This window comes from Trueperaceae bacterium, from assembly GCA_023954415.1.
Lineage (GTDB): Bacteria > Deinococcota > Deinococci > Deinococcales > Trueperaceae > JAAYYF01.
The window spans coordinates 1-12,182 of record JAMLIB010000011.1 but is presented as its reverse complement, the minus strand read 5'-3'; the positions used below and the strand labels follow the sequence as shown (position 1 = coordinate 12,182).

The window sequence follows — 12,182 nt, the reverse complement described above, 5'->3', positions numbered from 1 at the left end:
TCAAGCGGCCGCGCCCGGGCACGCGGCGGACGGGTCGGCGAGGTAGACGCAGCCCTCGCCCTCGCAGGCGGGGCGCGGGTGCGCCTCCGCCCACGCCAGCCGCTCGGCGAGCTCCGCCTCCAGGCGCGTCCACTGCGCCAGGCGCTCGCGCACGTCGCGCAGGTGCCGCACCAGGACCTCGCGCGCCTCCTGGCAGGGCGGGTGCTCGTGCTCGCGCGCGTCGAGGACGTCCCCGATCTCCCGCAGCGTGAGGCCGAGCGCCTGCGCGCCGCGGATGAACTGCGCGCGCTCGGCGGCCCCGGCGCCGTAGTAGCGGTAGCCGTTGGCGCCGCGCTCGGCCGCCAGCAGGCCCAGGTCCGTCCAGTACCTGAGGGTCTTCACCGACTCGCGCGTGCGCCGCGCCAACTGCCCGATCGTCGTCATGCCCCATGGTAGCGGTGACGCTTCCGCCCACACGTCGCCGGCTCATGCGGTTCGCGGCTCCTGCTGCTACGTGCGCTTCAAGATGCAACAGGGCAAGCCGGCCGTCACGTTCATGAACCGCGAAACGGTCACGATCACTTCCGTGCAGCCCGCCTTTGGCTTGAACGCCGCGTCGCGCTTGAATAGGTCGAGCTTGCACACGAGGGCGGTCGCCGCCTTGTCGGCGCCACTTCCCAACCACACGTTGTTGCCAGAAGCGTCGCCCACGGTCGTCCCGGCCAGGTAACCGTAAACCAGCGGGTAGATCGACTCCATGAGTTGCGGGGTCGGCGCGCCGTAAGGAAAGTCGACAAGGGTGGCGCCGATGTGGACAAGCGTGTCGCGCCTTGACGACAACGCCCTTGTAGCCGGTAGCGGCGACGTCTTAGCCGACATGGGCCGGCCTGACCCGGGGGCGCCGCCTCACGGCGCGCCTCGCGGGCCGGAACTAGAGGGACCGAGGTGCCCGGCTGGACGGCGGCGGCGCTCAGCCGGGCACGGCTCCTTTCGCCTGAAGCGCGGAGTGTCCGCCGGTTTCACCTGCGGACACTTGACGGGCCTCGTCGCTGCTCTGGGTTACCGTTTCCACATCAACATCGAGAGCGAGGACGGCTCCGGTGAGCACGGTCGGGTGCCGCCCTGTCGCTGAGCGCTCCGAAGCCCAACCGCGGCTGGGATTCAGCAGCGGACACAGGCTAAGCGAGGAACCGTCGCGCGCCTTCACCCCTGTGGGGGCGGCGGCGTTTTCATGGGGTCCGGGGGGGCGGCTGCCGCGTTCTGGCCGTCAGCGCGCGGCAGCCGGGCGCTCACCAACCCCGGCGGGCCAGAAGCTGGTCCTCCGCGAGCGACTCCATGCCGATACCGACCATGGCCTCCCCCAGGTTCTTGGACAGTTCGGCGAGGGCGGCGGGGTCGTCGTGGTGCTTCACGGCCTTCACTATGGCGTGGGCGCGCCGCGCCCACGCCGCTTGGCGGCGGCTCTCATCGGTCTCGCTGGCGGCGGCCTTGAAGATGCCGGATCCCACGAACACGCCGTCGACGCCGAGCTGCATCATCAACGCGGCGTCGGCGGGGGTGGCCACGCCGCCGGCCGCGAAGTTGGGCACGGGCAGGGCGCCGTGCTCATGGACGTAACGCACGAGGTCGTAGGGGGCGCCGTGTTCCTTGGCGTAGCTCATGAGCTGCTCGCTGGCCAGGCTTTGCAGGGCGCGGATCTCGCCGATCACGCTGCGGGCGTGGCGCACGGCTTCGACCACGTTGCCGGTGCCGGCCTCGCCCTTTGTCCTGATCATGGCGGCGCCCTCGCCGATGCGCCGTAGGGCCTCGCCGATGTTGGTGGCGCCGCACACGAACGGCACGCTGAACGCGCGCTTGTCGATGTGGTAGGCGTCGTCGGCGGGGGTCAGTACCTCGGACTCGTCGATGAAGTCGACGCCGATGGCCTGCAGGATCTGGGCTTCGACGAAGTGGCCGATGCGCACCTTGGCCATCACGGGGATGGACACGGCGGCCATGATCTGCTCGATCAGGCCGGGGTCGGACATGCGCGCCACGCCGCCCTGCACGCGGATGTCGGCGGGCACGCGCTCGAGCGCCATCACCGCCACTGCGCCCGCCTGTTCGGCGATGCGCGCCTGGTCGGGCGTCACCACGTCCATGATGACGCCGCCCTTGAACGTTTCAGGAGATCCCGCTTTGCTCGTGCGCGCGCTGGCGGTTGCGCGCGTTGCGCTCCCCGCCCCGTTTTCCTGGTGCATGTTTACCTGCCCTTCTCGTGATCATGCTACGCCCTGGCCGCGCTGGGGGGCGCCGGCTGCGGCGGCTGGTGTTTGCGAGGCAACACTAACTTTGCATGGGCCTTGAACAGCCTGAACACCCGTAGGGGAACATGGGGCATCGGCGGCGGACGCTTGCCCGGCCGCCCGGGGGGGCGTCCGGAAGGCTGCGCCAACGACGCTCCCACGAGGTGCCTGGCCCCGGGGTCGCCGCCCGCCCTTCGGATCGACGAGCGGGACGGAAAAGGAGCTGAACTGCTATGAACGTGCGCCACATGCACCGGCACCTCGCTTGGGCTATCGCGACGGTCGCGCTGTTGGCCGTCCTCTTCACGCGCGAGTCGCTGCCGATCTGGGTGCCGCTCGCCCTACTCGCCCTCTGCCCGTTCGCCGTGCTGCTGTTGATGCGAGAGGCGCGTGCTCTCGACGAGCGGCTGCCCGAGCGGCGGCCGGCCGAGGCCCAAGGGGGGGAAGACGCCGATGGCAACTCGCGGTGACGGCTTGGCCCGCCCTAGGCATCCCCGGCGCGCCCGGCTGGGCTCGGCGAAGTGGGGCGGCGGCCAGCACGCGCATCCTAGGGGCCCGAGCCGCTTCGGGACCGCACATACGTCTCTTCGGGGTCGCCTACAGCGTGCCAGCCAGGTCTCCAGTTGGCCGTTCAGGTCTTCGACGGTGGTGAAGGAGCGGCCGGCGAGGAAGGAGCGCTTGACGTACTTAACGCCACTCTCCACCTTCCCCTTCACCCGCGGCCAGTAGGGCGGCGAGGCCAGCGGCAGCACCCCGTAATGCTCGCAGAAGAAGTCGAGGAACGCCCGGTTGAACCGGACCTCCTCGCCCAGGACGTGCCTGTCCACCGCCTAGCGCATGTTGTCGACCAGCAACTCCTTGGGTGCGCCCATCAGCTCGAACGCCTCGCGCAGTAGCGACAGCAGCAGCGGCTGGCGGGTGCTGGTTGTGAACCTGGCTAACAGCATGCGCGAGTAACCCAGGACCAGCACGAAAACGTACAGGCGGCGCCTGGCCCCGTTCACAAGGACGGTGCCGCACTCACCCCAGTCGACCTGCGCCTGCTGCCCCGGCAGGGTCTCGAACCGCTCGGTGAGGCGCCTCACCTGCTCCCCCTTCATGCCCCTGACGAACACCTTCAACGTTGTCAACGAGCCCGCGTAACCCTGCTTGCGGATCTCCCGAAAAAGAACGGTAGCCGGAATGTCGAACACCTCCAGCCGAGCACTGACGTGATCCTTGAACGGGTCGAGCTTCGAACCACGCTGCGGTCTTGGCTTCGGTTTTCCTCGCTCCAGGACGTTGTAAACCGTTCGCCGTGCCACACCCAACTCCCGGGCAACAACGGCGATCGGAACCCCTTCTTTCACCTTGTGCTTCATCAACAAGCGGACCTCGCGTGCTATCACCGGGGGCAGGCCTCCCTCTAGCTTTGATTGGTTGCAACCCCAAGCGTACTGGGAGGCCAACTACCACCCCGACCACGAAACGAAAAGATGACAACCGAACTAGACAGAAGTGTCCAAAACCAAGCTGCCGTTTCTGTCCACTTTAGAGAAGACCGCTACATCATCGGGCGCGAAGAGGTAATGGGTCCCTCCTCAAATGCTGCGCAGGAACCATGTTCGTGGGCGGGGTTTACTTCGTTGGGGCTTCATTAGCCATTCGGTCACGCGAGTCGGTGTCCCGGTTATGACGCGGGCCCGGGCGTGACACGCACAACTGCCCCTTGAGGGGTGGCGCCGGATACCTATCACCTTCGAGTGTGAGCCGATGGTTATGGCGTACTGGGGTAGGCGCGCATGGGGCCTGGCGGGGCTTAGCTCAGGTGTCCGCCAGGCTCGTCTGCACCAATGCCCCGTTAAGGCTGGTCTGGTCGAGCTGCGTCAGCCACGCGCCGATCCTAGCCTTGATATGGTCGCGTACGCGGCGGAAGTATTCGAGGGCTTCCTCGCCGGGGCGGTGGAGTGTGGAGGGGTCATCGAAGGCCAGTTCAGGATGATGCGGGCGGTGGGGAAAACGCGGGAGCAGGCTTCGTCGGCGTGGGCGTAGACGCTGATCGTGTAGGCGACGTTCCTGAGCCTCAGGTAGTCCTTGACGCCGTTGCAGGCCTGCTTGGAGAGGTCGCGTAGCCCGCCTTCTCCATCACCCGGTTGGTGTGGGGTGGATGGAGCGAGGCTCGAGTCCGGCTCCGTAGGCGCGAAAGCGGTAGTCGGCGCGCCTGAGGATGACTTCAGCCATTTGGCTGCGGCGCTGTTGTGGGTGCAGAGGAAGAGCACCTCGGGCTCGCGCCTCACGGCTTGCTCCTCAGGCCCAAGGGGACGAGCTCGCTCTCGCTTGGGGTACGGCCTTCGTCGAGAGCACGTACGAGCTGCCGGCTCGTCGCGCCGATGGCGTCGCGCACCTCGCGCCAGCGCTCGGGGCCCTGGCCGCTGGGGTCGGGGAAGGAGACGTGCAGGCGGGTGGTCTTCGCGGGGTAGGCGGGGCAGGCCTCGTTGGCGGCGTCGCACACGGTGAGGACCAGGTCGAACCCCCAGGGGTCGGGGACGTCGTAGAGGGTCTTGGAGGCGTGGGATGAGATGTCGATGCCAAGCTCGCGCATGGCTTCTATCGCTTCGGGCTTGACGCGGGTGGCTTCGGTGCCGGCCGAGTGGACCTCGGCGTCGAGGCCGGCTTCGCGCGCGTGGTGCCGAAGCCAACCCTCCGCCATCTGGCTGCGGGCGCTGTTGTGGGTGCAGAGCACCAAGATCCTCATCGGGTGGCTCCTTCGAGCTGTTCGGCCAACGCGGCGGTGGTGGCGCACGCTTCCTGGGCGGCGGCGAGCACGCCCTCGGGCGCGGGGGTTGTGGCCCTGAAGAGGCGGCCGCGCAGCCACAGCGCCACGCCGACCAGGCCGATGAGCAGCGGCACCTCCACGAGCGGTCCGATGACGGCGGCGAACGCCACGCCGGAGCCGAGGCCGAAGACGCTGACGGCCACGGCGAGGGCGAGTTCGAAGTTGTTGCTGGCGGCGGTGAACGACAGGGTGGCGGTCCGGGAGTAGTCGGCGCCTACCGCCTTGCCCATGAGGAACGACACCAGGAACATGATCACGAAGTAGAGCACCAGGGGCACGGCGATAATGAGCACGTCGAGGGGGCTGGCAAGTAGCGTGCCGCCCTGGAGGCCGAACATCATCACGATGGTGAAGAGCAGCGCGATGAGCGTGAGGGGGCTGATGCGGGGGAGGAAGACGTCGTCGAACCACGCCTGGCCCTTGCGGGCGATGAGCAGCGCGCGGGTGAGGACGCCGGCGGCGAAGGGGACGCCCAGGTAGATGAGCACGGCGCTGGCGATCTCGCCCATGGAGATGTCGACCACGCTGCCCTCCAGGCCGAGGACCCCTGGGAGGGCGGTGATGAAGAGCCAGGCGTAGGCGCCGAAGAAGAGGATCTGGAAGACGCTGTTGAAGGCCACCAGGCCGGCGGCGTAGTCGTTGTCGCCCTCGGCCAGCTCGTTCCACACCAGCACCATGGCGATGCAGCGCGCTAGGCCGATGAGGATGAGGCCCGTCATGTACTCGGGGTGGCCGCGCAGGAAGATGACGGCGAGGGCGAACATGAGCACGGGCCCGATGAGCCAGTTCTGCAGCAGGGACAGGCCCAGCAGGCGCCCGTTGCGGAACACCTGCGGCAGCTTGCCGTAGCGCACCTTGGCGAGTGGCGGGTACATCATCACGATGAGGCCGATGGCGATGGGCAGGTTGGTGGCGCCCACCGACATGCCGTCCAGGAGGCGACCGAAGCCGGGCGCCAGCGCGCCCAGCAGCACGCCCACGGCCATGGCGGCGAAGATCCACACCGTCAGGTAGCGGTCGAGGAGCGAGAGGCGCTTGATCACGCCCCCACCGCCTCCGCCGCTCCCTCAGGCGGGCGGCTGGCCGCGGGCTTAGCGGCGAGGGCGGCCTCGGTGGCGCTCGCGACGCCCTCGAGGCGTGCCGCCAGGGCGCGGAAGGCTTGCGGCTGGAGCTCGTAGTAGACCCAGCGGCCACGGCGGTCGGCCATGACGAGGCCGGCGTCGACGAGCTGCTTCATGTGGTGGCTGACGGTGGCCTGCGTGAGTCCCAAGAACGCCTCGAGATCGCAGCCGCACACGCCGTCGTCGCGGCTGCAGCAGCTCTGGATGGGGCGGGCGAGGAACTCCACGATGCGCCAGCGCGTCGGGTCGCCCAGCAGCCTGAGGAGTAGTGGGTTGGTCTCCATGGGACGCCCATACACAGACGGGCGTCTAACTGTTCGATTACCATCTATGTATCGGGCGGTGGCCTCACCCGGCCGGATGCAGTAGCGATCCGCAAGCGGCCGGGAAGGCAAGGAGCGCATATGAATAACCTGGCAAGACCCGAGCGGTGCTGTTGCGAGTGTGGGGCTGACGCCGCGAGCGAGCAGGGGGGCATGGCGCAAGAGAATGTTACGTTCGGTTCGGGGTTGGAGCCCGTTCCCGGTGGAGCGACGGAAAGTCGGGCGGCCATCGACTGTTGCGGTTGCGACTGGTGCGATGGCTGCTGACGCGTCCGGCTGGGAGGAGCTAAAGCATTCCGCCGGACAAAATAGGTGTGTTCATTACCGGCAAGGGCGGCGTCGGAACTCGGCGCTGGCGTGCGTCACGGTGGTGACGTTGGCCGAGGGCGGCAGGTCGGTGCTGCTCGCGAGCACCGACCCCGCATTCGACTTGGGCGGTTGTGCGATGCCGCCTCTAAGGCTGTACGTCCCCCGGCAGCGTGCGACGCGGCCGAGCTCGATTCCAGCGCCCCCGTCAGGCCCACCGCACGCCAGGGACACGCGCGGGCGCTGTGCCTGGGCTCATCTTGCAAGCAGTCGGCCGGCAAACGAGTTGGCCAGCACCACGCTCACGCTGACCGCCATCGCCGCCATCGCCCACACGGGCGTGACCAAGCCCGTGATGGCCGCAAGGACACCGATGCCGTTGAAGGCGAGCGCCAGCGCGACATTCGTGGCGGTGAGGCGGTAGCTGCGCCGCGCCAGCTCGCGCGCCTCGACGAGCGTCGCCAGCCGCTCGCTCACCAGCACCACGTCGGCAGCTTCGAGCGTGATGTCGGTGCCGGAGCCAATGGCGACGCCCACGTCCGCCTGCATCAGGGCCGGTGCGTCGTTGATGCCGTCCCCTACCATCGCGACCCGCTGACCTAGCGCCTGCAACCGCCGTACCTCGGCTGCCTTGTCGCCCGGCAGGACCTCGGCCCGCACCTCCTCGATTCCCACGGCCTCGGCGACGGCCCTCGCGGACCGTTCGTTGTCGCCGGTGAGCAAGACCGGCCTCACGCCCAGTCGCTGGATTCGCTCCACGGCCTCACGCGCGTCGGGCTTCACGCGATCCGCCAGGGCCAGCACGCCGGCGGCCTGACCATCGAGCGCCACCAGGACGACGGTCTGCCCTTGGGCCTGGGTCCGTCCGACGAGGGAGTCGAGCGGGGCGGGGTTGACGCCTTCCTCCGTTAATAAGCGTCGCGTGCCGACCAGGAGCCGGCGTCCCGCAATCGTGCCGTCCACCCCGCGGCCGGGTCGGGCCTCGAACGCTTCGGGCGTGGCGAGGGTGAGGCCCTTCTCGCGGGCGTTGCTAACGATCGCCTGGGCGAGCGGGTGTTCGGAATGCGCTTCGACGCTCGCCACCCACCCCAGGAGCTCGTTCGGGTCGCCGTGCAACCAACTGGTGGCGACGAGGTGGGGTTTGCCTTCGGTAAGCGTGCCGGTCTTGTCGAACACGACGGTGTCGACGTTGCGAAAGACGTGGAACGCTTCGCCGGAACGCATGATGATGCCGCGCTCGGCTGCCTCGCCGCTCGCCCGGATGATCGCCAGTGGCGTGGACATGCCCAATGCGCAGGGGTAACCCATGATGAGCGCGGTCAGGGCCGCGAAGCCGGCCCGTAACCAGTTGGGTTCGCCCTCTAGAAGCCATGCGCCGAGCGTCCAGGCGAGGAGGCCAACGAGGCTGGCGATGAGGACGACGGGGACGTAGTAGAGCAGCACCCGGTCGACCAGCCGCAGGATGCCGGGTTTCAGGGCGCGCGCCTCGGCGACGTGCCGCGCGACGGTGCGCAGAAAGCTCTCGCTACCGACCCGATCGACGCGCAAGGTCAGGCTGCCGGTCTGGTTGAGCGACCCGCCGATCACCTCGCTGCCAGCCAGCTTGTCCGCGGGGATCGGTTCGCCCGTCACAAGGCTCTCGTCCACTGCGGAAGCGCCGCCCAACACCGTGCCGTCCGCTGGAATGCGTTCGCCGGGACGGACGCGCACGCGGTCCCCCACCAGGAGCTGCGCGACGGGCACGGCCTCCTCCCCGTCATCTGCGGTGAGGCGCTGGGCCGTGTCAGGCGTGAGGGCGAGGAGGCGCCGTACGGATTGGGAGGCGCGGACGTGAACGAGGACGGAGGCGTACCCGCCGATGAGATGGAATGCCACCGCGAATACCGTCGCGCCGAAGAACCCACCGGCAGGAACAGCCGGCACCGCCAGGCCCACGCCGCCGCCGAGGAGGCCACCCAGCGCCGAGGCGGTGACGAGTACGTCCTGGTTGAAGATACCGCGCCGGAGCGACTGCCAACCGTTGCGAACGAGGATGAAGCGAGCCGGCCCGAACGCGGTGAAGAGCGCCAGTGCACCCATCGCCAGGGCGAGAAAGAGAGCGGGGCCGCCGAGCATTGCGGCGGTCATCACGAGACTAGCCGCCACCAACAGGCCGATCGAGAGACCAGCCTTGTGGCGCGCGACCGCCAGGTCGTGCTCCTCCTCGACGAACATTTCGGCTTGGTCCGGCTCGCGAACGGTGTAGCCGATGTCTTCTAGCGTCCCGGTGATGACGTCCGGTGTTACATGCGCCGGGTCGTACTCGACCAGCGCCTCCTCGTGGGCTATGGAGACCTCAACCGAGCGCACGCCCACGAGCCGGCCGACGGCGCGGCGGATGGAGTCGGTGCAGAGGGAGCAGTGCATCCCCCCGACCTTGAGTTGCAGCTTCTCCGGCTCACCACCCAGCGTGCCACGCCCGAAGGGCGCCGCACCACCCTCGACGGCTGCTGTGGGCGTGCTCATGCGGCCCCTACTCCTCGTTGCTCTCGAAGCCGGCTAGATCTAGCTTCGCTCGGACCTGCTCCGCAGTGGTCTTCTCCGGATCAAAGGTCACGTGGACCTCTTGTGTTTCCCGACTCGCCTGCACCTCCTGGACGCCAGAGATGCGCCGGAGGGCGTTGCCGATCCGTTGCTCGCAGCCTTCACAGTGGATCGGGGTTTGCTCGCGGATTGTGAACCGAGCCGTTCGCGTCATCGTGCGTGCTCCTCTCGAAGGTCATGGCCGGCGTTCTCAGCCAGCGCCTCTTCGCCTAGAGCAACGCTACGCCTTCCAGTCGACTGGAAGGTCAAGTGCGTGCCGACGAAGAGGAGTTCGGGGTCGCAAGTGAAGGCGTGACGCTAGTGAGGGGAGCGCTATGGGGCCGGCGTTCGTTCGCGTTTCGGCGCGGCCGTCAAGTAGGAGGCTGCCCCGGTGGAGCGCTTCGTTTTGTAATGCTCAATGATGCCGCACACGCAGTCGTCGCTGCTCGTCGTGCCGTCCGCTTCGCCACGCAGGAACAGGAACTCCGCGCGCAGCTCGTTCAGGGCCCGCAGTTGCTCGTCGATGGCGGCCAGCTTCACGTCGAGCAGCACCCGCACGTGCTCGCACGGTTCTTGGCCGTCGTCGCGCATGCCTAGCACGCTGCCGATCTCTTCCAGCGACAAGCCGATCGCTCGCCCCTTGAGGATGAACTGCAGGCGCTCCAGGTCCCCGTCGCCGTAGATCCGGTAGCCCGCCTCCGTGCGGGGCGGCGAAGGCAACAGCCCACGCGTCTCGTAGTAGCGGATCGTCTTCGGATTAATGCCGACCTTGGCGGCGAACTCACCTATCTGCATCTGCGCCTCCCTACCCATAACCAACATTGTAGTGAACTGGAAACTATGGCGCCGTTCGCTCCGCATCTGAAATGTGTCACTAACAATGATCCTCGCTTCTCACTTTCTGGTGTCCTCTACGCGCCTGAAAGGCGTCAGGTCTTGTGCTGGACCACGGCGCCGTCGGCAACATTGTGCCTGCACGAACCGTCTCAACCGACTCCACGCAACGGAGGGACCGCCGAATCGACGGCCCCTCCGTTGGGCTTCGGTGGCAGAAGGGATGTGCCGTTATCCGGTGGCCTTCAGGTCGGTGCGTCGCAGCAGCATGGCGTTGATGGCGACGACGATGGTGGAGGCGCTCATGAGCACGGCGCCTACCGCCGGCGAGAGCAGGAAGCCGATGCCGGCCAGCACCCCAGCGGCAAGGGGAATGGCGACGGCGTTGTAGCCGGTCGCCCACGCCAGGTTCTGCATCATCTTGCGGTAGGTGGCGCGCGAGAGCTTGAGGGCGGCGAGCACGTCGAGCGGGTCGTTCTCCACGAGCACGAGGTCGGCTGATTCGATGGCGACGTTGGTGCCGGCGCCGATGGCGATGCCGAGGTCGGCCTCGAGCAGGGCGGGGGCGTCGTTGATGCCGTCGCCCACGAAGGCGGTGCGCGCGCTCTTCTGCAGTTCACGCACCTTCTCCGCCTTCTCGCCCGGCAGCACGCGGGCGTAGTAGCGCTCGATGCCGAGCTCGGCGGCGACGGTGCGCGCCACGGCCTCGGCGTCGCCGGTGATCATCACCGGCTCGACCCCGGCGGCCTTGAGGGCGCGGATGGTGTCCTTCGCCCGCTGGCGCACGCGGTCGGCGAGGCCGATCACGGCGAGGGCGGTCTGTTCGTTCATGAGGACGATGGCGCTCTCGCCGCGCGCCTCCGCCTCCGCCAGGGCGCGTTTGAGCGCCTCGGGGAACGCCAGCCCCTGCTCTTCGACCCACTCGGGGCGGCCGACGGTGTAAGTGGTGCCGTCCACGCGCGCCTTTACGCCCTTGCCCGCCACGACCTCGAACTCCTCGGACGTGGGCAGGCTCAGGCCGCGCGCCTGCGCCTCCTCGACGATGGCCTGCGCCAGGGGGTGCTCGCTTCTGGTCTCGAGCGCGGCGGTGACGGCGAGCGCCTCGCGCTCGTCCATGCCGTGGGCGTGCGCGGCGCTGACGCCGAACCTGCCTTCGGTGAGGGTGCCGGTCTTGTCGAAGGCGACGATGCCGATGTCGCGGGCGCGCTCGAACGCCTCGCGGTTGCGCACCAGGATGCCGTTGGCGGCGCTCATGGCGGTGGCGTTGACGGTCACGAGCGGGATGGCGAGACCCAGCGCGTGGGGGCAGGCGATGACCAGCACGGTGACGGTGCGGGCGATGGCCTGCTGCAGGTCGCCGGAAGCGGCCAGCCACGCCACGAAGGTGATGACGCCCGCAGCCACGGCGATGTAGAAGAGCCAGCCGGCGGCGCGGTCGGCGAGGTTCTGGAACCGGCTGCGCGACGCTTGCGCCTCCTCGACGAGGCGTTGGATCTGCGACAGGGTGGTCTCGCCGCCGGTGCGGGAGACCTCGACGGTGAGGGCGCCCTCGCCGTTCACGGCGCCGGCCACCACTTCGGAGCCCTCCTCCTTGGGGACAGGCCGTGACTCGCCGGTGAGGAAGGCTTCGTTGACGCTGCTGCGGCCTTCGGTCACGAGCCCGTCGGCGGGGAGCTGCTCGCCCGGGCGCACCAGGATGCGGTCGCCGTGGCGCAGCTCGGACACGGGCACGTCCTCGATGGCGCCGTTCACGATGCGGTGGGCGGTATGGGGGATTAGCGAGGCGAGGTTCTCAAGCGCCCTGGAGGCGCCCTGCACGCTGGCCATCTCGATCCAGTGGCCCAGCAGCATGATGGCGATGAGGGTGGAGAGCTCCCAGAAGAATGGCATGCCGGGCACGCCGAGTGCCACCGCCATGCTGTAGACGTAGGCGACGGTGATGGCGAGGCTGATCAGC

Annotated in this window: 11 protein-coding genes and 1 pseudogene; 1 reads left to right on the top strand and 11 read right to left on the bottom strand. The window is 68.4% G+C overall.

The genetic code is table 11. The features are described from left to right. From M9914_12520 to pdxS, 3 genes are all read right to left on the bottom strand, one after another. On the bottom strand, nucleotides 1-423 hold the full coding sequence (locus tag M9914_12520; protein ID MCO5175001.1) for a MerR family DNA-binding protein: 423 nt from the start codon (nucleotides 421-423) through the stop codon (nucleotides 1-3). 66 nt (nucleotides 424-489) lie between these two features. Continuing rightward, on the bottom strand, nucleotides 490-819 hold the full coding sequence (locus M9914_12515; protein MCO5175000.1) for a hypothetical protein: 330 nt from the start codon (nucleotides 817-819) through the stop codon (nucleotides 490-492). 449 nt (nucleotides 820-1,268) lie between these two features. After that, nucleotides 1,269-2,123 carry a pyridoxal 5'-phosphate synthase lyase subunit PdxS gene (gene pdxS, locus M9914_12510; GenBank protein MCO5174999.1) on the bottom strand — a complete coding sequence of 285 codons (855 nt, stop codon included), beginning with the start codon at nucleotides 2,121-2,123 and terminating at the stop codon, nucleotides 1,269-1,271. 374 nt (nucleotides 2,124-2,497) lie between these two features. On the opposite strand from pdxS, the gene M9914_12505 reads away from it, so the two are divergent. Further along, nucleotides 2,498-2,734: a hypothetical protein gene (locus tag M9914_12505; protein ID MCO5174998.1), complete on the top strand. Its 237-nt coding sequence runs from the start codon at nucleotides 2,498-2,500 to the stop codon at nucleotides 2,732-2,734. A gap of 360 nt (nucleotides 2,735-3,094) precedes the next feature. Here M9914_12505 and M9914_12500 read toward each other — a convergent pair whose 3' ends face one another. From M9914_12500 to M9914_12465, 8 genes and pseudogenes are all read right to left on the bottom strand, one after another. After that, entirely contained in the window at nucleotides 3,095-3,625 is a 531-nt protein-coding gene (locus M9914_12500; protein ID MCO5174997.1) for a DDE-type integrase/transposase/recombinase, read from the bottom strand. A gap of 504 nt (nucleotides 3,626-4,129) precedes the next feature. Continuing rightward, nucleotides 4,130-4,540 (bottom strand): hypothetical protein, encoded by a 411-nt coding sequence (locus M9914_12495; GenBank protein MCO5174996.1) that lies wholly within the window; start codon nucleotides 4,538-4,540, stop codon nucleotides 4,130-4,132. Next, nucleotides 4,537-4,998 carry an arsenate reductase ArsC gene (locus M9914_12490; GenBank protein MCO5174995.1) on the bottom strand — a complete coding sequence of 154 codons (462 nt, stop codon included), beginning with the start codon at nucleotides 4,996-4,998 and terminating at the stop codon, nucleotides 4,537-4,539. Before M9914_12490 ends, M9914_12495 begins: the two co-directional genes overlap by 4 nt. 98 nt (nucleotides 4,999-5,096) lie before the next feature. Then, nucleotides 5,097-6,119, bottom strand: a pseudogene (arsB, locus tag M9914_12485) (ACR3 family arsenite efflux transporter). Further along, nucleotides 6,119-6,484 carry a metalloregulator ArsR/SmtB family transcription factor gene (locus tag M9914_12480; protein ID MCO5174994.1) on the bottom strand — a complete coding sequence of 122 codons (366 nt, stop codon included), beginning with the start codon at nucleotides 6,482-6,484 and terminating at the stop codon, nucleotides 6,119-6,121. Before M9914_12480 ends, arsB begins: the two are co-directional and overlap by 1 nt. A 600-nt stretch (nucleotides 6,485-7,084) precedes the next feature. Beyond that, complete coding sequence (locus tag M9914_12475; GenBank protein MCO5174993.1) at nucleotides 7,085-9,235, bottom strand: cation-translocating P-type ATPase; 2,151 nt, start codon at nucleotides 9,233-9,235, stop codon at nucleotides 7,085-7,087. Nucleotides 9,236-9,724: 489 nt separating this feature from the next. Next, nucleotides 9,725-10,204 carry a heavy metal-responsive transcriptional regulator gene (locus tag M9914_12470; protein MCO5174992.1) on the bottom strand — a complete coding sequence of 160 codons (480 nt, stop codon included), beginning with the start codon at nucleotides 10,202-10,204 and terminating at the stop codon, nucleotides 9,725-9,727. Nucleotides 10,205-10,456: 252 nt separating this feature from the next. Then, nucleotides 10,457-12,182 (bottom strand): heavy metal translocating P-type ATPase (locus M9914_12465; GenBank protein ID MCO5174991.1); only part of this gene is annotated, 1,726 nt, incomplete at its 5' end.

Bases quoted from the DNA above. Each gene is read 5' to 3' on its own strand.
- M9914_12520 (MCO5175001.1), bottom strand. From the start codon at position 423: ATGACGACGATCGGGCAGTTGGCGCGGCGCACGCGCGAGTCGGTGAAG.
- M9914_12505 (MCO5174998.1), top strand. From the start codon at position 2,498: ATGAACGTGCGCCACATGCACCGGCACCTCGCTTGGGCTATCGCGACG.
- M9914_12500 (MCO5174997.1), bottom strand. From the start codon at position 3,625: ATGAAGCACAAGGTGAAAGAAGGGGTTCCGATCGCCGTTGTTGCCCGG.
- M9914_12490 (MCO5174995.1), bottom strand. From the start codon at position 4,998: ATGAGGATCTTGGTGCTCTGCACCCACAACAGCGCCCGCAGCCAGATG.
- M9914_12480 (MCO5174994.1), bottom strand. From the start codon at position 6,484: ATGGAGACCAACCCACTACTCCTCAGGCTGCTGGGCGACCCGACGCGC.
- M9914_12475 (MCO5174993.1), bottom strand. From the start codon at position 9,235: ATGCACTGCTCCCTCTGCACCGACTCCATCCGCCGCGCCGTCGGCCGG.
- M9914_12470 (MCO5174992.1), bottom strand. From the start codon at position 10,204: ATGGGTAGGGAGGCGCAGATGCAGATAGGTGAGTTCGCCGCCAAGGTC.